The following is a 22,672-nucleotide window of genomic DNA, read 5'->3' as shown; positions in this document are numbered from 1 at the left end:
AATAGTAAAATTCATGGCAAATATTGGAAAAGCAGTAAAACTTGGAGTCTTTACTCTTGCGATTATGAATGTTACGGCAGTCGTCTCACTTCGCGGACTGCCTGCTGAAGCTGTCTATGGACTGAGCTCAGCCTTTTATTATTTGTTTGCAGCGATCGTGTTCTTAATCCCTACCTCGTTGGTGGCGGCCGAGTTGGCAGCCATGTTCCAGGATAAGCAGGGTGGTGTGTTCCGATGGGTTGGCGAGGCCTACGGTAAGAAATGGGGTTTCTTGGCTATTTGGGTACAGTGGATCGAAAGTACGATCTGGTATCCGACCGTGTTGACGTTCGGTGCCGTTTCCATTGCGTTTATCGGGATGAACGATGCACACGACATGGTGTTAGCTTCAAACAAAATGTACACCCTCGTGGTAGTGTTGATCATTTACTGGCTGGCTACTTTTATCTCTTTGAAGGGATTGAGCTGGGTCGGTAAAGTGGCGAAGGTGGGCGGTATCGTCGGAACGATTCTTCCGGCTGCCCTGCTGATTATTCTGGGAATTGTTTACCTGTGTATGTGTGGACAGTCCAATATGGATTTTCACGGTAATTTCTTCCCCGACTTTACGAAGTTCGACAACCTGGTGCTGGCATCCAGTATCTTCCTCTTTTATGCCGGTATGGAGATGGGCGGTATCCACGTGAAAGATGTGGAAAATCCGACCAAGAACTATCCGAAAGCGGTGTTTATCGGTGCGCTGATCACGGTTGTTATTTTTGTGTTGGGTACTTTTGCCCTGGGTGTTATCATTCCACAGAAAGATATTAACCTGACGCAGAGTTTGCTGGTCGGTTTCGACAATTACTTCAAGTTTATCCATGCTTCCTGGTTGTCTCCGATTATCGCGATTGCATTGGCATTCGGCGTGCTGGCAGGTGTATTGACATGGGTTGCCGGTCCGTCAAAAGGTATCTTTGCCGTGGGGAAAGCCGGTTATCTGCCTCCGTTCTTCCAGAAAACAAACAAGCTGGGTGTACAGAAGAATATCCTGTTGATCCAGGGATTGGCTGTTACGCTTCTGAGCTTATTGTTCGTGGTGATGCCTTCCGTACAGAGTTTCTATCAGATCCTTTCTCAGTTGACGGTGATCCTGTACCTGGTTATGTATCTGTTGATGTTCTCCGGTGCGATTGCACTACGCTATCGGATGAAGAAAGCCAATCGTCCGTTCCGTATCGGCAAACATGGTAATGGTCTGATGTGGTTTATCGGCGGTCTTGGTTTCTGCGGTTCATTGCTCGCTTTCATCCTGAGCTTTATCCCGCCCAGCCAGATTTCGACGGGTAACAATACCGTTTGGTTCTCTGTGCTGATTATCGGTGCCATCGTTGTGATAGCCGCTCCGTTTATCATCTACGCTTCCAAAAAACCGTCATGGGTCGATCCGAATACTGAGTTCGAACCGTTCCATTGGGAAGAAGACAAACAGGTTCAGGGTGCTTCCGCTCCAACAACAAGTAGCAGTACTACCACAGGAGGAACTTCCGGAAATGCGTAAATGCAAGAAGCTTCGGTTTACTTTTGTCAAGGTCTGAACCGATGTTATCTATTTAATTTGATGAAAACAGGGGCGCCTCCATTCCTGGAGGGCGTCCCTGTTGTTTTAAAGACTAATACCTGAAAATGCTTACCATCCTGTGTTCTGAACCAAGTCCTCGTTCATATCGATTTCTTCCTGCGGAATTGGCCAGAGTTTATATTTCTCTTCTGTTATTTTGGTAGAGAGTACTTTTCCTACGACATCCACCTGTGCCTGATTGTCTGTCATGGAGATCAGCAGTCCCCAACGTTTCAGGTCGTTGTAGCGGATACCTTCAGCTGCAAATTCGATGGCTCTTTCGTGTTTGATCCGTTCGAATACCTGATCTTTGCTTGTTGCCTGCAGATAGGAAGGACCGGAGTTTAGCAGTGCGATACCGGCCCGATCACGTATCTGGTTGATCAGTTCGACGGCTTTTGTCTGGTTACCAGTCTCATTGTAGCATTCGGCCAGCATCAACAATACGTCTGCATAACGGATCAACGGGAAGTTGGTCGGCGAATGGAAACGGTCGGTGATAAGGCCGTTCATATCATATTCGGGGACAAATTTGCGATACAGATAGGTGTTATGTCCGAATGCATTACGACAATATCCGTTGGTTTCGTTCGATGGATTCGACGGGGCAATGATCATCTCGCAGTCTTTGGCTGCGTTGTTTACCCAACCTTTATATTTATTAGCGGTGTAAGGCAGGATAATAGTCGATTCCATACGCGGATCACGTTCGGAATACATTTTTTGCAGCGTTGCGACACTTTCCGGATATTCGGCTACGTATTTGCCATTTTCGTCGAATGTGCTGTAAAATACCTTTTCTTTTACCGTATTGTCTGTGGAGAATCCGGGGAAGAGTTCATCCCAATTGAACGGACGGCCATCTTTATACTCATACATATCCGCCAGTTCGACCGACGGAACCAGACAGTTGATGCATCCGCCATAAGAAGCACGGTTGGCGATGTAGTGGACCGGCATACCGTAGGCTGTACTTGCTCCGCCCAGGTTCTGTACGGCAAAGATCATTTCCGAGCTTTCATCTCCACCCGGTTTGAACAATTCGGCATAATCCGGGTAGAGTGCATAGCCGTAGCCGCCGTTGCAGACTTCTTCGAAAGCCGTAGCTGCATCCTGATATTGCTTGTTATAAAGCAGAACTTTTCCTTTCAGGCATAAGCCGTACCGCTTGTCACACGTCCTTTATTCGCATCGTCCCATGTTTTGGGAAGGTTTGAACAGGCATATTCAAGGTCGGCCAGGATAAAGTTGCGGACTTCTTCTTCCGTGTTCCGGGTCTTGTACATATTGTCGTATTCCTTGTCTACCTCGACAGTCTCGTCGTAGATGGGTACACCACCGTACAGGTTCAGCAATTCGTTGTAGAAGAATGCACGCATGAAACGGGCCTCAGCAATGTACTGGTTGATCAGGCTCTCGTCCATATCTACATGCTTGACGTTGACGATCAGGGTATTTGACCGCATGATACCGTCGTACATACGTTTCCAGATGTCTTTGAACAAGCCGGTCGTCGAATTACTCTGCCCCTGGGCTACTTCGATGAAACCGTAAACGCCCCAGTTCAGGCCGATACCGATGTCGGTCAAACAGTCGCGTGTGTAATAGATGCCGAAAGCATCATCTTTTTTCATGGAGTTATAGATCCCCATCATGCCCTCTTTTGCATTTGCCTCATCCTTCCAGAAAGATCCGCTTGATACTTTATCTGCAGGATATTGATCCATGTCGTAACATCCTGTTAACAGGAAAAGGCTTGAAAGAGCTGTTAAGCCTATATGTTTAATTGATTTATTCATGATCCTGATATTTAAAATTCGATATTAACACCAATAACTGCTTGTCTCATGGTTGGATAGGTCAGTTGATCCAGTTCCGGATCAATGCCTTTATAGCTTGTGAACGTAAAGAAGTTCTCCAAGCTTCCGTAGACACGTAGTTTCTGCAATTGAATCTTATTCAACAAATGTTTCGGAATGGTGTATCCTAACTGGATATTCCGTATCTTCAAGTAATTTTTGTTCTGGACCCACAAGCTGTTTGCCTGGTTGTTGATGGCATTCTGGTAAGTCAGACGCGGATATTTCGCATTTGTCATACCTTCCACCCAACTGTTTTCAGCGATTTCTTTTGTGATCTGGTATCCTCTTTGTACTGTCGTACTGAAATATTTCTCATTCAGATAACCTTTTGCTCCGGCTACGCCTTGCATAAAGACAGAAAGGTCTACTCCTTTGTAAGCGGCAGACAAGGTCAGGCCGAATGTGTGTTTCGGAAGGGTGCTACCAACAACCTTACGGTCTTTGCTCGGATCGATAATGCCGTTTCCGTCCAAGTCCTTGAACAGGATGTCTCCTTTTCCCGGTGTTGCTCCCAGTTTGCTGAACGCATCCGGATTCTTGGCGATCATATTGTTGACGATTGCCAGGTCTTCATCGGTCTGGATGATCCGGTCGGCTTCGTACATATACATCGATCCTATGGCTTCACCTTCTTTGGTCATGTAGATGCCGTCCAAGCTGTAATCTGTGCCTTTGAATTTGTCTACATTGTTCGTCACGTACATGTAGTTACCATTGATGCTGTAGCTGAAGTCGTTGATTTTATCTCTCCATCCCAAAGACACTTCAAAACCTTTATTCGTTACTTGTGCTGCGTTGGAGGTCGGAGTTGTGGCTGCGCCGTGTACCAATGGAGACGGCAGCTGGATCAGGATACCTTCGGTCTGCTTGTTAAACCAGTCGAATGTACCGTACAGGCGGTTGTTCAGAACACCGAAATCGAAACCGATATCAGTTACTTTAGTCTTTTCCCAGGTCAGGTTTGCATTCGCTAAAGCTGTGATAGACCAACCTGTATTGACTGCGTTGTTCAAGATATAGCTGCTGCGCCATAGGTGGAAATAGCGGAATAGTTACCTACCGAGTTATTACCCAAAGCACCGTAAGAGCCGCGAATTTTCAGGTTATCGAGCCACTCTGCATCTTCCATGAAGGCTTCCTGGTCGATACGCCATGCCAGAGATCCGGAAGGAAAGTAACCCCAGCGGTGGTCGGACAGGAACCGGGAAGAACCGTCGGAGCGGAGATTAAACTCTGCCAGGTATTTGTTTTCCCAATCCAGGTTGATACGGCCGAAATAGGAACGCATTACCCACTGGGTCCGGTTTCCGTTTGCACTGATTTCCCCGTTGGCCGCATCCAATACGCTTCCGTTGGGAGCAGTCAGGTCTTTGCGGCTGACAGTGTGCCATTCGTATTGATATTGTTCCTGGCTGGCGCCCACCATCGCCTGCAGGCCCAGACGGTCTTCGAGGAAGCGGTGGCTGTAGTTGGCAACAACATCCATATAATTGCGTTCACGGTCATACTGCTTTTGCGTAATATAGCTCTGGCCTTCGCCGTAGAACATGATCTGGTTTGTTCCGAAGTTCCAGATGTCGTGGAATACGGGCATTGTTTTTACGCTTTGTCCGGTATATTCGTATGAATAAGACCCTGTAACGGATAAATCCTTAATGGGCTGTAAGGTGATGAAGAAACGGGATTTTACGTTGCGGGTCGTATTACTGCCCGTTGTGGAATTTAATGCCAAACGGATGTTATTACTGGATTCCGATACATCGTCTTCCGGGTTCTGGATACCGCCGTAACGTCCGTCATGTTTCAAGATCATAGCCGGAGACGTAGCCCATCCCCAGGTAAAGGCACCGACAGAGGCCTGTTCGCCTGCTTCCGTTGCTGATTGTCCGGCATTTCCCGGATCGCTTTGCCGACAAAGCCGCTGGCATTGATACCCATTTTCAACCAGGGAGTCAGTTGGGCGGTAATGTTCGTACGGGCGTTATATTTGCGATAGCCTGCATTTTCCAGTACTCCCGGATTATCGAAATAACCGAATGCACCGTAAAATTGGATTTTTTCCGTTCCACCGCTCATAGACAGGTTGTGCTGGGTCCCTACGCCTGTTTGGAAAGCTGCGTCTATCCAGTTCGTGTTCGGATATTTCAGTGGATTCTGTCCGTTGTCGTTTCTCCATTCGGAGATAGCAGTGGAGCTATAAGGAGTAGCCATATCACTGTTAACATAGCCACTGTTGATATACTCCATATAGTCCGCATAATTGCTTACGGGGTCTAATACTCCCGGACGAATGCTCTGGAAAGATACATATCCGTTGTAAGATACCGACAGTTTACCTGATTTACCCGATTTAGTTGTGATCAGAATAACACCGTTGGCTGCACGGGAACCATAAATAGCTGCAGAAGAAGCATCTTTCAATACGGAAATATTCTCGATATCCTGTACGTTCAGACTGCTCATTTCGCCCTCCATACCGTCGATGATAACCAGAGGGGCTGCGTTGTTCAATGTCCCCTGGCCGCGTATCAGAATACTGGCATTGTCATCACCCGGACGGTTGTTGGAAGATGTTACCTGTAAGCCGGCAGCAACACCGGCCAGTGCGTTCGTCACATTGGTGATCGGACGGCTTTCCGCCAGCTCATTCATGTTTACGGAAGAAACAGAACCGGATAGGTTGATCTTTTTCTGTGTACCGAAACCTACCACTACGACCTCTTCCAACGCCTGTGTATCTTCTTTCAGCTGGACGTCGAGTGTCGATTCGTTTCCTAATTTAATGCGGCGTGTCGCATATCCGATGTAGGAAATCTGGATGGTTTCACCCGGGGAAGCCGACAGGGAGAAATGGCCTGAACCGTCTGTGATCGTTCCGTTGCTTGTCCCTTCTACGGAGACGTTTACGCCGATCAGCGGTTCACCGTATTCGTCTGTGATCGTTCCGGTGATTCTTTTCGTCGTTTGCATGATGATGGGGTTTTCGGCTTTTTCCCCTTTCATCAGCATGATGTTATTTCCCTGCATGGCATAGACGATATCCGTGTTGTCGAATATGTTCTGAAGGACTTCTGCCACAGGTTTGTTTTCTGCTTTGACCGTAACCTTGCGATTCAGGTCCACTTCGTTCTTGTTATAAATAAACAGGTAATCCGTCTGCTGTTCGATCTGGTTGATCAGCGCCTGGATTTTAATGTTTTCGCTATTGATGGAAACTTTGGCAACTTGCGAGCTGGCCTCCGTAGCGAATAGCCCCGTTATGAAAATGAAGAGAGATGCAAAGGTTATTTTCATAATGCGCAATATATGTTTATTAGTCAATTTTAATGGGATATAGAAATCCCTGTATAAATTATTTTTCATACATTTATAGCCTTGTATTAGTTAATACTTAAGATAATTAAAAGCGTGTCTGGTATTGACTTAGCCGGAGTGTGTTGGAAGCGCATTCCGGCTTTTTCGTGTTTTTATACTTACTCCATAGGCAAAATAGATTTAAGATGTTAATGACTATTATTTATTTTATTATGATTGTACTTTCTTTATCGTCTTTTTTCTCATATTTGAACTTTGTCCGTAGCTGTAACGTTTTCAGGACATGTTCGACCCCATCGCTGGTCCGGAATTTACCGGTGTAGCGTTGGTTGAGTATCTTAGTGTTTTCAATGATAATATTGACATCAAAATAGAGTCGCAGTTTCTCGAACAGGTCGCCGATGGTATTGTCGTCGAAGCAGATCAGCCCTTCTTTCCAAAGGAAATAATCATACTGGACGATAGGGGAGGTTTTTAACTGTCCATGCTCTGTGAAGGCCTTTTTGTTGGGTTCCAGCAGGATGCCTTCCTTATGGTTGGCCGATTCTATCCGGACGGAGCCTTTCAGCAAAGAGGTCTCGAATAGGACATTGCCTTTATAAGCGTTGACATTGAATTCCGTCCCTAAAACCTTTATGTCATATTGCTCCGTTTTCACGATAAACGGTTTGCTTTCGTTGTGGGTAACGTCGAAATAACCTTCGCCATCCAGTGTGACACTCCGGTTATTTCCATCGAAATGGCTTGGAAAAGTAAGGGTTGTTCGGGCATTCAGCCATACTTTGGTACTGTCTGACAGCGTCAGTTCGGCACGCTGTCCGGCAGGGACGTAAATCGTTTGCATGATGGCTTCCTGTGGGACCGTTTCCGGTTCCGTTCTGCTATAATAGATGGACACAACTGAAAAAGCAATGGCAAATATGGCGGCGATTTTCAGCAATTCCCGGCCGGCAGACCATAAGGTCCATCGCTTCCGCCCCTTAGAAATCATTTCTAAGGCAACAGGAGCCGGCTCCTGTTGCCAGATTGTTATTGTGTGCAGTTTACGCAAGGCGAGATATTCTTTCATATTCTCCTTATCGGCATCTATCCAACGGACGACTGCCTCCTTTTCTTCGGGGCTGGCATCGCCAATAATGTATTTATATAATATCTCCTTATCCATAATTTCCTTTCCGGAGACCGCTTTTTTTCAGTCTCATATTTATAAAACGATTCAAAAGGGAATAACCCTAACCGAAAAATGAAATATTATTCGATCAAAAGTAAAAAGCATAAAATCGGCAGATAGTCTTTCAGGCTGATGCGTAACGGCTTGAGGGCTTTTGTGATGTGGTATTCTACTCCTTTTACGGTAATCCCCAATTCTTCGGCAATCTCTTTGTTCGATTTGTTCTGGAAACGGCTCATAACGAAGATACGGCGTGTCTGTTCCGGCAGAGTCGCTAATGTGTCTGCAATAATTTTTTTTACTTCTTCGGAGAATATCTCTTCGGGATCACACGCTTGCAAAGTGGATATGCGTATTTCCAATTCACGTTGGTTCAAGTTGCTCATCGAATGGATAGCTTCTGCTTTAATCGCCTCGTGTTTCAGATGGTCGAGCGATTTGTTTTTGAGGATTGTGAGCAACAGGGCATCTGTATGATCCGTATTTTCCTCTTTCAGGTTTTCCCATAGTTTGATGAGCGATTCGGAAACAATGTCTTCGGCAACGGATTCGTCATGTACAAACGATTTTGTAAACAAGAAGGCTTTCCTGTAGTATCGCGTGTATAAGGCATTAAAACTATGGATATCCGTTTGCGACATTTTTTATATGTATTTAGTACGCTCTTGGTCACAAATATAGATAAAAATATGAGATTGGGGATAGTTGCAAGATGAAAAGCGGCCCCGCCCTGGTTAAATTCGAATAAGGGAGTGTTGTTGGCGATAAGTTGAGAAGGGAGAAATGGGCGGGGCGCTGTTCATAAAGTTTGGTATTGCACCAACTTTATACATAACCAAAACATAAAATAGAACTTACATTACAGAATTAATTTTATAGATTCTTTTCTATCGGAAGCCACTCGCTTGTGCTTACATTATCAAGTGTAATGGCCTTCCCGTTAAAAAAGAGATTGTATATATATCTTTGTCCTTTTTCCCACTTTGTTCCGGCGGGAATTTTGTATTTGAATGTTTTCCCGTTGATGGTGAAGAGCGCTTCCACGTCTCCGTCGGAACGGATGCGCGATGTCGGGATCACCATTAGTTGCAACGATTCTCCTGGTATCGTTTTCAGCATATTCGGAGAATCCAGCTTTAAACGGGTGGAAGCATTCGTGCCGGCGCATCCGCCGATATTTCCGGTTTTTATATTCATCATTCCTCTGAAACAAAGAGCTGTCCCGCCTGCTTTATTTCCGATCTGTATGGCGTTGAGCAGGAAACAGCCTTTCGCTTCCGGTGTAAGGCGTATTTGAAAACTCAGAAGCGAGAGCGTATGGTTCATATTGAGCAGTGCGACAGGCGAAACCTGGTTGACCGCTCGTTGGCCGCTGGCCTGGATCCCGTACATATAATCTTTTGTCAGGGAAGCATCCGCCGATATACGACCGGGATATTTTCCGGATCGAAGTTTACCTGCGACTGGTAGGGATAATAGGCATAGACCGTGACCGGATCTTCATGCAGATAGATCTCCGGAGACTGTTGCCAGCTTAGTTTATTATCCGTTAGACAGGCCTCTGCCCGTACATTTTTGTAATCGGGATTACTATCATATATGTTACCGGTATTTTCCGACACTACATGCAGCCCGATAACCGATCCTCCTGTAAATTCCTGCATGAAATTGGGAGACTTCGTTGTCAATACCTTTGTTATTATTGTCAAAGGCCGTTCCTTCATGCCTAAATTTTCAATGAGTACCGGATCGTAGTCGTTTGTACAACTAAAAATGACGGTCGTGAACATTATAAATAGTAGTAATTTATTCATTCTTTGTATTATTTTTGTGAAATGATTACAGTTGCAAAGATCGGTCGGTTTGGAGAAGTAGAGGGTGCATTCGGTATAAAACCACGATGAATTCATATAAAAGCATGGGGTGCAAATTGTCCACAGGCGTCAAATTGTCTACTTATAGTGCAAATCAACTATTTAATGCTTCAATTTGTTTACTTAAAAGGGAGATATATTATGTTGGATAAAATTCAGTTTTTACTAAGTCTACAGATCATCGGGTTCTGTGTTTTTGGCGGGACAACTCTTTTGCTCCGTGCAGGGGAAAACCGTGCAAAAAAGATACTGGGCTGGGGGATGTATTCGTGGGCTATCATGGCTGTCGTAAGACTGTCTGTCAATCTTTATCTCCATGAAGCGAAAGAGGCTTTTCATCCGGATGTATTGATAATAGGAGCTTTGGTTACGGCGACGTTAGCTTGTTACGTCATTGAAGTGCTGCGGCCGGGTTATCTGACTTGCCGGCGCTTCCTTGTCTTTATCAGTCCGGTTGTTGTCGGTGGTTTGGCTTATCTGGCTTACCGTTTGTCGGGAGGGGAAATCCATACGTATTATTCGCTGGAGGAAGTGTTCGAGTTCTTTAATATGGACGTTTTGCTCCGTATGACGGTCTTTGCCCTCACTTTGTTCTATATGGTGTTGCCTGTTTACCTGATAGCCCGGTATAGTAAAGACTTTAAGGTCTTTTTGGCTGAAAACGTATCCGATCCGGAGGAGTACGATCTGGACTGGCTGAAGAAAACGATGATAATTTTAATTGTTTTGTATGGTTTTTATCTTGTCCTATTGCTGACGGATATTCCGGTCATGTATGTGATCGATAAGACCGTACTGCTTTTTGCCTGGTATTATTTCTTCTATAAAGCATTATTCCTTAAAGTCGTTGTCTTGGATTATTCTTTTAAGGACGGGTGGGATTTGCCGAACCAGCAGGATGATGTGAATAATGACGATGACGACGAGCACGGAATCCTTAGCAAACGCTATGCGGAGGAAGTAAATGCTTGGTTTGAGAAGGAAAAACCGTACCTCCGTGAAGATTTGCGCCTGACGGACTTGCAACGGGTTTTTCCGATCAGCCGTTCTTATCTTTCCCAACTGTTCAACCGTGAACTGGGACAATCGTTTTCCGACTATGTCAACCAGTTCCGGATCGAGGAAAGCAAGCGTTTGATGGATGCCGAACCCAACGCCAGCATACAGGAAATTGCCGAACGTTCGGGATTTCATTCGATCAGCACCTTCCGCCGGGCTTTCCAGAAGTGTACGGGTACGATTCCGTCGGACTATAGGAACAACAGATAAACAGATTGTGCAAATGATGTTAAATAGGCATCTAAAGTGAATAACGTATCCGATTAACCTCTACTTTTGTGTTGTAAAACATAATTATGAGACGCATAATAGATGAGTTTTGCATAAATCGTTTTTAAACAAGAAGAGAGAAGCTATGAAGAAGTTCTTTAGAAAGTGCCTCAGATGCCTTGAGGTATTAGGTGAATATGGAATGCAGAAATATGGTGTGAAGTAATTATGCCGGTGTCGGCTAAGATACGCTGTGAAGCGTTTGCTAACGCAGTGTTTCATGGGGCTGTGGTGCCGTAAAGGAAGGAACAAGCCGGCATATAGAGTGGTTTATGTGGGATGTCCGGTGTCTTTATACCCATCCGCTATTCATGTCACAGCTGTGAAACAGAAAGATTACAATTGTAACACAGAAGGAATTCAACTGTGACATGAAAGGAGCACGACAGTGACATGCAATAGGAGACGGGTCTTTTACAGATAAATCCGGTGGATTTCTCATCAGGGCTTATTCAGACGGTAGCTGACGAATGCGACGTGCTTGCTGTCCGGTGCCCATGAGTTGACGTTGATCGTTCCCTGTCCGCCGAATAGTTTGACCAGCGTTTTCGGTTCTCCTCCGGTAGCAGGCATAATCCTAAGCTCTACGTTTTTATTGGGAAGGTGTTGACCCGGTTCCAGGTCTCCTTTATAATAAGTGATGAAAATGATGGATTTACCATCGGGCGAGACGTGCGGGAACCAGGAATTACGTGTCTCGTCGAATGTCATCTGGGTTTGTTCGGAACCATCTTTTTTCATTCTCCATACTTGCATCAGGCCGGTACGGACAGAATTGAACCAGATATATTCTCCGCAGGGAGAGTATTCGGGTCCATCGTCCAGCCCTTCGGCTGTTGTGAGGCGGATTTCTTCCCCACCTTCTGCCGGGATTACATATACGTCGAAATTACCGTTCCGTTCGGCACAGTAGGCGAGTTGTTTCCCGTCCGGACTCCATCCGTGCAGGTAGCTGGGTCCCAGAGGAGTGATCAGGCGTGGCGTTCCTCCCTGTATCGGAAGGGTGTAGACACGCGATTTACCGTCTTCTTTTGTCCCGTTACTGATGGCTATCTGGCTGCCGTCGGCGGCTATGACGTGGTCGTTGTTGCAACGGGCAGCAAAGCCGGTATTGATCATTTCCGGTTCGCCGGGTGAATCGGGTGAGAGCTTGTAGAGCTTACCTCCGCTATTATACACGAGCCACTGGCCGTCGGGCGTCCAGTTCGGGGCTTCGATGCGATAAGGAAATTCTTTGACTACGGTGCGGTTACCGTTTGTTACGTCCAACACTTCCAGTATGCTGGTTACGTTGCGTTGCTGGGCGGAAGCCAATGAGGCACAAGCCGCTAAAAGAATAATGCAATAGGTTTTCATATGTTTGAGAATTAATAAAACGCTGAAAGATAGTAAAATTAAATGGGACGATAATAACCATAAGAAATTAATTCTTCTTTTTCATGGATTTCTTTCAGGTAGCATTCATCCAGGAGGAAGATACGGTTTACGATTTTGTGTACTTCACGGAAATTGTGGTCTGTCAGTATTATGCCCCTTGTCCGTGCACTTTCTGCAATATGCATGCGTATTTCTTCGGCAGCGATGGGGGAAAGGCCGTTGAACGGTTCGTCCAACAGGATATAAGGAGCTTTGCTGTATAGAATGAGTTTGATTTCCAGATAACGCAGTTCGCCTCCCGAAAGATGGGCGATCCGGTTGTGCCGGGCTTTGAACAGGAAGCGGTCGCCGAGGAATTGGTTTCGCCGTTCTTTAGGGATATAAAGTTCGACAGCTTGGGTGACGGTCAGGTAAGAAGGGATAAAGTCGTGTTGGGGCAGATAGGCCACCAGACCGGTACGAAAGGCGGCTCCTTTGATCACTTTCCCGTTGATGCGGATAAAACTACGGTCACCTTTCAGTGTCCCGAAGATAATATTCAGCAGGGTTGATTTCCCGCATCCGTTATGTCCGAACAGGGCAATGATGTCTCCCGGACGGCAACAGAGGTAGACGTCCGACAGTACAGTCTTCTCCTTAAAACTCTTTACGACACTGTCGACCTCCAGACAAGTACACATAAGCGGATGATTTGATACAGGATTATACATGACAGGGCATAAATCGCAAATGTGGCAGTCAGAAGTTTCGCCTTGCAGATGCCTTGATTATAGAAAAAGAAGTATTCTTCCTTACGTGTCAGCTCTTTATAGAGTAAGTCCATCCCCAGCCCGAAAGTCGGAATAAACAACAGTACGCTGCTGACGAAATCGTCTGTCAGGGAGGCAAAAAGCGCTCCACAAACAATACTGATCAGCAGCGTGCTACGAAAGAAGGCGAGGTAGAGGCGGAAGCGGGTCATTTTGGCAGAGATTCTACCACTTGTTATACAAAACTACCTCGCGTGAACGGCGGACGCTCATGCTGGGGAACCAGATGTCGTCTGCTGTCAAGCCGCATTCTTCGACTGCTTGCAGGCAATATTCCAGTTTGCCGAAATTGGCATCTACATTATTCGTGCCGAAGGTGAATTTGATTCCGCGTTCTTTTGCTTTGCGGATGATATCGAAACTCGGAATCTTGTAGCGTGCATTGATTTCGAGTGCTATGTTATATTTTACCAATACGTCCAATACACGGTTGACACGTTCGTCTGTCCAGTATTTTGCATATTCGGCATTCAGCTCTTCCGGCAGGAAAGTCGGATTGGCATAGATATCGGCCGGCTCGTTGGTGAGTATCTTTACTGTTTGATCGACCAAATGATCCATATATTGCTCTTTCGTTACACCGTCGTAGTGTACCTCTTCCGGGCGGTAGATTCGTGACAGACGGCCTTTATGATCCACAATGGTCATGCCATCGGTGAAAAGGTAGTCGAATACGCCTAATGCATCCTGTGAGAAGGTGGCTGTCCATTTACGTCCTTCGCCCTGTACACCGCGCATGAAAGGCATGTCTTTTACCTCGTTGAAGTATTCGTACACCTCTTTATCATCGGCAAGCATACGTCCGACGCCTCCTTCACCGGCGTTGGGAGCTACTCCGTAGTTGATACCGTAGTTCATCGACATGGCGTGTGCCATCTCTTTTGTAAGACCGCCTTTCAGATGCACATGGTAATCTATCACGGGGAAATTACGCTGTTGGAAGCGGATTACGGCATCGTTTTGTTCGTCTATCCGGGGCATGGTGTCGGATTCGTTCACTGCATCTTGCTTCAGACGCGTCATCTGGAGATTGCGGAAGGTCACGTCTCCGTTTATACCCTTCAATGCGATAGAGCCACGACTGAGGAGGCGTCCGGCATATTCTTTTGTCCGGTAGGGGTGCTCGGGCTCGGTATAACATATGACTGCCGTGTCATTTATGGCAACCGATATATTATGCCCGCGTACGGCAATTTCGAAATCAAACCATTTCCCGTCTTCTGCCAGGGAACGATAGAGATTGCGCACGGATGCGAGACTTCCGCTTTTACGTGTACCGTCGATAGGGCCGTTGCGGAACGTCACTTCATAGCCAGACTTTCCATCGGTATGGAATAGTAAGGCTGCTTCCGCATTGTCATTGGTGAGAGCCTGCCCTGTGAGCACAAAGTTTTCATACTCGCCCTCGGCGAACCAGGTCGATCCGGGTTTCACGGTTATTTCATTGCCGGAAGTAGTCCCCATTTCGGGACTACTGAAGCGGTTTAATGGTTCTGCAACATTGTATCGCACACAACCGGCGAATACCCAAATGCTTATCAAAGCTGTTGCTAATACTGTACTGGTCTTTTTTGTCATAATGTATCTTGTTTTGAGAATTATACGTTGAAGCGGAAGTGCATGATATCGCCGTCTTGTACGATATATTCTTTTCCTTCCACGCTCATCTTCCCGGCTTCCTTAACGGCAGATTCCGAGCCGTAAGAGATATAGTCGTCATACTTGATTACTTCGGCACGGATAAAGCCTTTTTCGAAGTCAGTATGGATCACACCGGCGCATTGCGGAGCTTTCCAGCCTTTATGGAATGTCCAGGCACGGCATTCGTCAGGACCGGCAGTCAGGAATGTTTGCAGGTTCAGCAGTTTGTATGCGGACTTGATCAGACGGGCAACACCGGATTCTTCCAAGCCAATTTCTTGAAGGAACATCTGGCGCTCTTCATATGTCTCGAATTCGGCAATTTCGCTTTCGATCTTGGCTGCAACGATCAGGATTTCCGCATCCTCGTCTTTGACGGCTTCGCGAACTGCATCTACATATTTATTACCGTTTACGGCGCTGGCTTCGTCGACGTTGCAGACATACATGACCGGTTTGTCGGTCAACAGGAACAGGTCGTGTGCAATCTTCTGTTCGTCTTTCGTCTCAAAAGAAACAGTGCGGGCACTTTTTCCCTGCTCCAATGCTTCTTTGTATTTGCAAAGTACTTCGTAAGCGATTTTTGCCTGTTTGTCACCGCCTGTCTGTGCCTGTTTCTGCACTTTAGCGATACGGCTGTCGATGGTTTCCAAGTCTTTGATCTGCAACTCGGCATCGATAATTTCCTTGTCGCGGACCGGGTCTACACGCCCGTCTACGTGGACGATGTTATCGTCGTCGAAGCAGCGCAATACATGCAGGATTGCATCCGTTTCACGGATATTGGCAAGGAACTTGTTGCCCAGGCCTTCCCCTTTGCTGGCTCCTTTAACGAGACCGGCGATATCTACGATTTCCACCGTTGTGGGGATCACGCGCTGGGGATGTTCGATCTCAGCCAGTTTATTCAATCGTTCGTCCGGTACGGTGATAACGCCGACATTCGGTTCTATCGTACAAAACGGGAAGTTTGCAGACTGTGCTTTTGCATTCGATAAGCAGTTGAAAAGAGTGGACTTTCCTACGTTCGGAAGTCCTACGATGCCACATTGTAAAGCCATAAATAATATCTTGTTTTATTATCAATTCGTTGTATGATTGCCTAATGCCGTCATTCATTGGCAATTTCAACTTGCAAAGATAACGTTTACTAATCGAATTTACTTCAATTCTCTTAAACAAATGTACTAATCAGGAAAGGCTATTGCTCTCTTTTAAGAAATATGAGCCGATGCGGGGATGTGGCAATATGTCAATGATAAGAAAAACAGAACTGTTTCTAATTATTTAAACAGCTTTTTTATGTCCATCGAAAAGAAGTCATCGGCACTAACACCCCCATCACCGATAATGAATGACGATTGAGGATTAAAGAGTTGTCTGAATTTCTCCAACCCTTCCGTTCTTTTTTCCGCATTACTCTTGACTTCAATTGCTACCACTGAACCTTTTTTACGGAGAACGAAATCTACCTCATCATTGCGTTCACGCCAATAGAACACCTCAAAACGATGGGTAAATGCTTGGCTGACAATATAAGCTCCTATACCTGATTCAAAGATATGCCCCCACGCTTTACGATCAAGAATGGCTTGTTCAAAAGTAAATGGGCTATATACCATCTTTAATGCGTTGTTGTAAACTTGCAATTTGGGAATACTCGCTTTTCGTCTTGCCGTGTCGATGCTGAATTTCTGAAGTCCACAAAGCAATCCGCTTTCATTCAATAAATTGATATATCCGGCCAATGTTGCCGTGTTACCTGCATCTTGCAGTGAACCTAACATCTTATTCAAAGAGAGTAGTCCTCCAGAATAAGCCGCTCCCAATTCGAATGTTTGACGAAGTAAAGCCGGTTTACTTATAGGAGTGTCCATTAAAATATCCTTATTGATAGTAGCCTCGATAATGGATGATTGGATATATTGTTGAAAACGGTCATCGTCATCAATCAGAGATGCCGCACCGGGATAACCACCGTAGAACAGATATTGATCGAGTGAGAAACCGAAGCATTCTTTCATTTCCAGATAGCTCCAGTGGCTCATACGGATCTCTTCGAATCTCCCTGCTAATGATTCGGACAAACCTTTTTCCAATAATACACGACTGCTACCCAGAAGTAGTACCTTGATGTCGCGGTCGTGGAATGTGTCATCATCCCACTCTTTCTTCACCACTTCGCTCCAATTGGCAATCTTCTGAATCTCATCAATGACAAGAATAATACTTTCCAGTTCTTTGCTCTCTTTCAAACTGCGAACTGCTGCCCAACAATTGGAAATCCAGGCACTGTTTGTGGCTGGAACATTGTCGGCAGAAAACAACTGATAGGGAGCGTCCAAGTCTTTAAGCACTTGTTTGACAACCGTTGATTTACCTATCTGGCGAGCACCCATCACGACCTGAATGAATTTTCTTTGCTCTTGAAGTCGGTTCTTAATTACTTGATATTCTGCTCTTTTATACATGTTGTTACATTTTACGCAGTGTAATGCGTATTTTTACGCAATACAAATATAATAAATACATCTGAGTTATAACAACGTATTTATGAAGAAAAACAGAACCTCTGTATTATGGTTCAATACTCGCAAATTTTGAACCTTCTGCAAACAGAAAAATAGACAATAACCCCCCATTTCGACCGTTTTTCTATTTCGTCCGAAATTCTGATCCATTTTGGATTGACTCTTTTTACGATTTCGGCCTTTTTGTCTGACAACAGATAAAGTGAGGTGCGCAGCCCATTCCGAAAAGCGTGCAATTTGATTACCGAAAGACGGAAACGCCGGCAAAGTGATAAAGCTTAACTCCCGGAGAATCGAATATTTGAAAATAAAACGGATAGCGTTCCAAATATCCCAAGGAAATTCAGGTGCTTTTTTGCCCTTATGACGGTTCTCTTTTCAATTACGACCGTCCAAATCGCCATTACGACCGTGCTAATCTTCGCGAGGTGCCGAGTGCACTACACATTAGCACGGTCATAATGGCAAAGAGGACGGTCGTAATTGCTGGAAACGCTCAAAAAAGGCGAAAAAGTCCCTTTTTGAGGTCGAAAAAGTGGATTAACATTTGTTTTGTTTCGGATGTTTTTTGAGCCCGAAAAAAACGTTTTATACAATAAGCCCCCCCGGATAATTGAAAGTTAAGAGTTGAAAGTTGGATGGGGGTGTATTTGATAAGAAATGATTTACTTATGAGAAAAATAGAGCCTCATCCTTTCAGTCTATACTGGTCGGATGAGGCTCTTCATTTAACATTCAGAAAATATTGTTTAGGCGAATAAGCGGGAGAGGAAAAGATACAATAAAAGCGTGGGAACTGTCATCTATCCAAGCAAGAGGTATCGCCAAACACCTATCCAGCAGATAGACAACAGCCCACGCTTAATGTTTATATATTTGTATATATACAAAAAACGTGAGGCAATTGTTGTCTACTGTCCTTGCTGGATGAAAAATTGGCGATTTTCTTGCTTAAGGACAATATGATAACGCTTTTGTTTTTATTAATATGTTATTGCAACGCCTTGCAATAATGTTCGTGACAAAGATAATGTATAAATGATATGATTTATATACTTTGTATCTCTTTTTATTAGTTGTAATGGTATTTATTTTCGTATCGAATCCTTAAATTTAAGGAGCATTAAAACCGGATTATCTTCTTCTTTCATTGTGGAAGCAATTTTCTTCAGTTTTTCATCTGTGATTTCATTATTCTGATAAGCTTCGACTAAATCCATCGCGTTTAATGTAACCATGCCGTAGCCATAAGCAACGGAAGTCAGATTTATATATATGGGATTCGTGTTGCGGGTGGTTATAGCCCGGTTATGATAGACTGGTGTGAACCATTCTTGGGTTTCCCGGTCATACATATAAAGCTTTTCTCTTTTCTCTCTTCCGGCACTCATATCGCTCATTTTAACTGTCACATGCCGGGGGATGCGGCTTGTCCAAGCATATCTGTCGTTTATTCCGAGGAAATATAGAAGGGGAGCCTCCGGATCTTTTGTCGGAGCGGCGAGTGGGATCATTACAGGAGTGAGCGTCAAATCCGGATGTAATTGATAAATGGTATCTAATGCCGGATTTGTCAGCCAGACTCTGTCTGTACAATTGTAAACTGCAGGGATGAAACCATGAGCGTCATTGGTATGCCCGTCATCCCATAATATCTTCCGATTGCTTGCAATAAAAAAGGGGATTTCTATAGATAGAGTGTCTGCTTTTCCTCCAATTTTGGGTAATATGAAATAAGGATGATAGGAGGATTTTGCATCTTCGCGGTCTTTATTGCATAAAAGATAATCGTCATTCAGATTGAGAATATTCATCTTCATGATATCTTCTTCGATTAACGTACGAAGATAGTTTCCGGAAAAATCATATACTTTCAGACTCGTATAGTCGGCAATAAAGACCTCTTTCCGCTTCCAGTCAACGATATTAAAGATGATCGCATTGTACTCTTCCGGACCTTGTCCTCTTCTACAAATACGGCCTTGAAGTTCTTGTCCCTTGGCATCGAAAAGGAGGATTTCACCGACTTTGCCGCCTCTTGTTACGATTCCTTTATCAGAGACAATAGAAGGGGATGAGTTGACAAGTATGGAATCGGATGTAGCCAAAGGTATATATTCCACATCGGCAATATCTTGTAAGTAGATTTCCTTCTGCGGATAATCTTTGGCTACATCGACTACTATCAGTTTTGTGGTATCATCGTTTGCTTTTTTGCAGGAACAAACGGCAAATAGGATTAAAATGCAGGTTATATATCTCATGTGATTATAAGAGTAAGTTTAATGTGCTTCCAGCCAGTTTATGCCTTCGCCGCAATCAGCGATCAGGGGAACCTGAAGTTTGATAGCGCCTTCCATTTCTTCGAGTACGATTTGTTTCACTTTTTCCAGTTCGTCTTTATGGACATTGAAGTTTAATTCGTCGTGTACCTGGAGAATCATTTTGCTTTTCAGACCTTCGGCTTCGAAGCGGTTGAAGATGCGGATCATAGCCACTTTGATGATATCGGCGGCGCTTCCCTGTATAGGCGCATTGATGGCATTTCGTTCTGCATAACCTCTCACAATGGCATTATGGGAGTTGATATCCGGCAGGAAACGCTTCCGCTTGTAGATTGTCTCCACGTACCCTTTTTCTTTTGCTATCAGAATGCTGTCGTCCATATAGGCACGGACGTCCGGGTATGTCTTGAAGTAGCCTTCGATCAACTCTTTGGCTTCTGCACGGGGGATGTTCAGGCGCTCGGCAAGTCCGAATACGGAGATACCATAGATAATGCCGAAATTGGCCGTTTTGGCTTTCCTGCGCATATCGGAGGTGACTTCTTCAACCGGGATACCGTATATTTTTGCTGCTGTAGCTGCGTGGATATCGGCTCCGCTGCGGAAAGCTTCGATCATATGTGTATCGTTGCTCAGGTGGGCCATGATGCGGAGTTCGATCTGCGAATAGTCCGCAGAGAAGAATATACAGTTGTCATTCTCGGCTGTAAAGGCTTTGCGGATCTCGCGTCCCAGTTCGTCACGCACCGGAATGTTCTGCAGGTTCGGATTGGTGGAGCTGAGGCGTCCGGTCGAGGTGACAGCCTGGTTATAGGAAGTGTGTATCTTGCCGGTCTTCGGGTTGATCAGTTCGGGCAGGGCATCTATATAAGTGCTGAGTAACTTTTTCAGTCCGCGATATTCCAGCAGTTTTCCTACGACAGGATGTTTGGTGCGCATTTTCTCTAATATATCTTCACTTGTGCTGTAGCTGCCTGTCCGGGTCTTTTTTGCTTTCTCTTCTAACTTGAGATGAACAAAAAGGATCTCGCCAACCTGGCGGGCGGAGTTGATGTTGAATTTCTTGCCTGCCAATTCATATATTTCTTTTTCCAGCTTTTTCAGCGTGGCAGTCAGTTCTTCGGATGATTGTTTCAGGGCAACCGTATCTACGGTAACACCTGTATATTCCATTTCTGCCAATACATATATTAATGGCATTTCGATATCGTAGAAAAGAGATTCCAGTCCTTCCTTTTCTAAGTAGGGGGCAAAATAGTTTTTCAGTTTGAGTGTCACGTCGGCATCCTCGGCTGCGTATTCGGCAACCTGGGCGACAGGAACGTCGCGCATGGAAAGTTGTTTCTTTCCTCTCGGACCGATCAGTTCCTCGATGTGCACTGTTTTATATTTGAGGTACGTTTCGGCAAGGTAGTCCATGCCGTGACGCAATTCCGGATTCAGCAGGTAGTGGGCGATCATCGTGTCGAATAACGGGCCGGCTATCCGGATTCCGTATTTGCGGACAACCAGAATGTCGAATTTTATATTTTGTCCGATCTTGAGCGATTTCGGATTTTGGAGGGCAGGAGCGAAGTGGGCGAGTATTTTGTCCGCCTCTTCGCGTTCAGCCGGAACAGGGACGTACCAAGCTTCATTTTCCTTTACGGCGAACGACATTCCGACTAATCCGGCCTTCAATGGGTCGATGCTGTCTGTTTCCGTGTCAAAAGCAAAAAAATCCTGTTCGTTCAAAAAACGGCCTAAATCGGCTCTTTTTTCCTCTGTATCAACGAGATGATAGGTGTGGAGTGTCGTTCTTAAGCTCGCGAGAGTCGAATATTTTGGAGCAGCCGTAGGTTCGGTCGCAAATTCTTCAAAGAGCGAGCCTTGAATCGGGCCGTTTTCGGCCACTTTTTTCTTTTTGCTACTTTTGGCAGGGGTAGCGGTTGTTGTTGAGGTGGACTTGAACTCTGTTTTGACTTTTTCCGGTTCTCCGGATAGCTTGTTAATAAATGTTCTAAATTCTAATTCTGTGCAAATCTCAATCAGACGCTCTTCGTTCATCTTCTCGCGGATGCATTTGGCGGCATCGAACTGGATGGGAACATCCGTCTTGATCGTTGCTAAGAATTTGGAGAAACGAATCTGCTCCATATTCTCGATGACCTTTTTTTGGAGGGAACCTTTCAGCTTGTCGGTGTTCTCTAAGAGGTTCTCGATAGTTCCGAATTCTGTCAGTAGTTTTTGAGCGGTCTTTTCACCGACACCCGGGCAGCCGGGGATGTTGTCCGAACTGTCGCCCATCAGTCCCAAGAGGTCGATCACCTGGTCGACGGAAGTAAGTCCGTATTTGGCCAAGACCTGGGGGACACCCATAATCTCGTAATCTCCGCCGAAACGGGGACGGTACATAAATATATGCTCGGACACCAATTGACCGTAATCTTTGTCGGGCGTCATCATGTAAACCTCGAATCCTTCTTTTTCGGCTTGCTTGGCTACCGTGCCGATTACGTCGTCAGCCTCATAGCGCGGTACTTCCAAAATCGGGATATTATAGGCTTCTATGATGTCCTTAATGTAAGGGACCGATTTGCGGATATCTTCCGGAGTCTCTTCCCGCTGCGCCTTATACAGTTCGTAAGCCTCGTGGCGGAAGGTCGGACCTTTCGGATCGAAGCCTACGGCTATGTGAGTTGGGTTTTCACGTCTCAGGATATCTTCCAGGCTATTGATGAAACCAAAGATGGCCGAAGTGTTCATGCCTTTGGAGTTGATACGCGGATTCTTGATAAAGGCGTAATAGGACCGGTAAATCAATGCATAAGCATCTATGAGGAATAACTTCATCGCTTTTAACACGTTTTAGTGTGACAATTGTCGGTAAATGTACGAA

Annotated in this window: 19 protein-coding genes; 2 read left to right on the top strand and 17 right to left on the bottom strand. The window is 45.3% G+C overall.

What is annotated here, in order from left to right:
• The first annotated feature begins 13 nt into the window (after positions 1-13).
• A complete protein-coding gene (gene gadC / locus DW083_RS09370) occupies positions 14-1,540 on the top strand; it encodes a putative glutamine/gamma-aminobutyrate antiporter GadC (protein ID WP_122332194.1) in 1,527 nt (508 codons plus the stop codon).
• Positions 1,541-1,669: 129 nt separating this feature from the next.
• Here gadC and DW083_RS23590 read toward each other — a convergent pair whose 3' ends face one another.
• From DW083_RS23590 to DW083_RS23350, 9 genes are all read right to left on the bottom strand, one after another.
• Positions 1,670-2,608 carry a RagB/SusD family nutrient uptake outer membrane protein gene (locus tag DW083_RS23590; RefSeq protein WP_370038930.1) on the bottom strand — a complete coding sequence of 313 codons (939 nt, stop codon included), beginning with the start codon at positions 2,606-2,608 and terminating at the stop codon, positions 1,670-1,672.
• Positions 2,609-2,748: 140 nt separating this feature from the next.
• Positions 2,749-3,399, bottom strand: coding sequence for a RagB/SusD family nutrient uptake outer membrane protein (locus DW083_RS23585; RefSeq protein WP_370038929.1), 651 nt, complete (start codon positions 3,397-3,399; stop codon positions 2,749-2,751).
• Positions 3,400-3,410: 11 nt separating this feature from the next.
• On the bottom strand, positions 3,411-4,475 hold the full coding sequence (locus tag DW083_RS09360; protein WP_158582102.1) for a TonB-dependent receptor domain-containing protein: 1,065 nt from the start codon (positions 4,473-4,475) through the stop codon (positions 3,411-3,413).
• Complete coding sequence (locus DW083_RS09355; RefSeq protein WP_122332192.1) at positions 4,472-5,275, bottom strand: hypothetical protein; 804 nt, start codon at positions 5,273-5,275, stop codon at positions 4,472-4,474. Before DW083_RS09355 ends, DW083_RS09360 begins: the two co-directional genes overlap by 4 nt.
• Complete coding sequence (locus tag DW083_RS09350) at positions 5,272-6,756, bottom strand: SusC/RagA family TonB-linked outer membrane protein (RefSeq protein WP_158582101.1); 1,485 nt, start codon at positions 6,754-6,756, stop codon at positions 5,272-5,274. The genes DW083_RS09355 and DW083_RS09350 overlap by 4 nt, the downstream gene beginning before the upstream one ends.
• Positions 6,757-6,979: 223 nt before the next feature.
• Positions 6,980-7,942: a FecR family protein gene (locus tag DW083_RS09345; RefSeq protein ID WP_122332190.1), complete on the bottom strand. Its 963-nt coding sequence runs from the start codon at positions 7,940-7,942 to the stop codon at positions 6,980-6,982.
• A gap of 86 nt (positions 7,943-8,028) precedes the next feature.
• The gene (locus DW083_RS09340) at positions 8,029-8,589 is read right to left on the bottom strand and encodes an RNA polymerase sigma-70 factor (protein WP_122332189.1); all 561 of its coding nucleotides are present in this window, start codon (positions 8,587-8,589) and stop codon (positions 8,029-8,031) included.
• A gap of 232 nt (positions 8,590-8,821) precedes the next feature.
• Positions 8,822-9,340, bottom strand: coding sequence for a fimbrillin family protein (locus DW083_RS09335; protein ID WP_255419802.1), 519 nt, complete (start codon positions 9,338-9,340; stop codon positions 8,822-8,824).
• 11 nt (positions 9,341-9,351) lie between these two features.
• Positions 9,352-9,762 carry a fimbrillin family protein gene (locus DW083_RS23350; RefSeq protein ID WP_255419801.1) on the bottom strand — a complete coding sequence of 137 codons (411 nt, stop codon included), beginning with the start codon at positions 9,760-9,762 and terminating at the stop codon, positions 9,352-9,354.
• 201 nt (positions 9,763-9,963) lie between these two features.
• On the opposite strand from DW083_RS23350, the gene DW083_RS09330 reads away from it, so the two are divergent.
• Entirely contained in the window at positions 9,964-11,091 is a 1,128-nt protein-coding gene (locus tag DW083_RS09330; RefSeq protein WP_122332188.1) for an AraC family transcriptional regulator, read from the top strand.
• Positions 11,092-11,592: 501 nt separating this feature from the next.
• On the opposite strand, the gene DW083_RS09325 is transcribed toward DW083_RS09330, so the two are convergent.
• The 8 genes from DW083_RS09325 to polA form a co-directional block, all read right to left on the bottom strand.
• Positions 11,593-12,507, bottom strand: a complete 915-nt coding sequence (locus tag DW083_RS09325; protein ID WP_115498480.1) for a TolB family protein — start codon at positions 12,505-12,507, stop codon at positions 11,593-11,595.
• A gap of 38 nt (positions 12,508-12,545) precedes the next feature.
• Entirely contained in the window at positions 12,546-13,208 is a 663-nt protein-coding gene (locus DW083_RS09320; RefSeq protein WP_122332187.1) for an ATP-binding cassette domain-containing protein, read from the bottom strand.
• A complete protein-coding gene (locus tag DW083_RS09315; protein WP_122332186.1) occupies positions 13,175-13,489 on the bottom strand; it encodes a hypothetical protein in 315 nt (104 codons plus the stop codon). Before DW083_RS09315 ends, DW083_RS09320 begins: the two co-directional genes overlap by 34 nt.
• Before the next feature lie 13 nt (positions 13,490-13,502).
• On the bottom strand, positions 13,503-14,915 hold the full coding sequence (locus DW083_RS09310; protein WP_122332185.1) for a family 16 glycoside hydrolase: 1,413 nt from the start codon (positions 14,913-14,915) through the stop codon (positions 13,503-13,505).
• A gap of 20 nt (positions 14,916-14,935) precedes the next feature.
• Positions 14,936-16,039, bottom strand: a complete 1,104-nt coding sequence (ychF, locus tag DW083_RS09305; RefSeq protein ID WP_115498475.1) for a redox-regulated ATPase YchF — start codon at positions 16,037-16,039, stop codon at positions 14,936-14,938.
• Positions 16,040-16,261: 222 nt separating this feature from the next.
• On the bottom strand, positions 16,262-17,449 hold the full coding sequence (locus DW083_RS09300; protein ID WP_122332184.1) for an ATP-binding protein: 1,188 nt from the start codon (positions 17,447-17,449) through the stop codon (positions 16,262-16,264).
• A 1,148-nt stretch (positions 17,450-18,597) separates the two neighbouring features.
• Entirely contained in the window at positions 18,598-19,773 is a 1,176-nt protein-coding gene (locus DW083_RS09295) for a 6-bladed beta-propeller (RefSeq protein ID WP_122332183.1), read from the bottom strand.
• Between the two features lie 18 nt (positions 19,774-19,791).
• The gene (gene polA / locus DW083_RS09290) at positions 19,792-22,626 is read right to left on the bottom strand and encodes a DNA polymerase I (protein ID WP_122332182.1); all 2,835 of its coding nucleotides are present in this window, start codon (positions 22,624-22,626) and stop codon (positions 19,792-19,794) included.
• Positions 22,627-22,672: the final 46 nt, after the last annotated feature.

The sequence above is a fragment of the Parabacteroides sp. AF48-14 genome, assembly GCF_003477465.1.
Lineage (GTDB): Bacteria > Bacteroidota > Bacteroidia > Bacteroidales > Tannerellaceae > Parabacteroides > Parabacteroides acidifaciens.
Note: the sequence above shows the minus strand (reverse complement) of the source record. Positions and strands in the feature narration are given on the sequence as shown.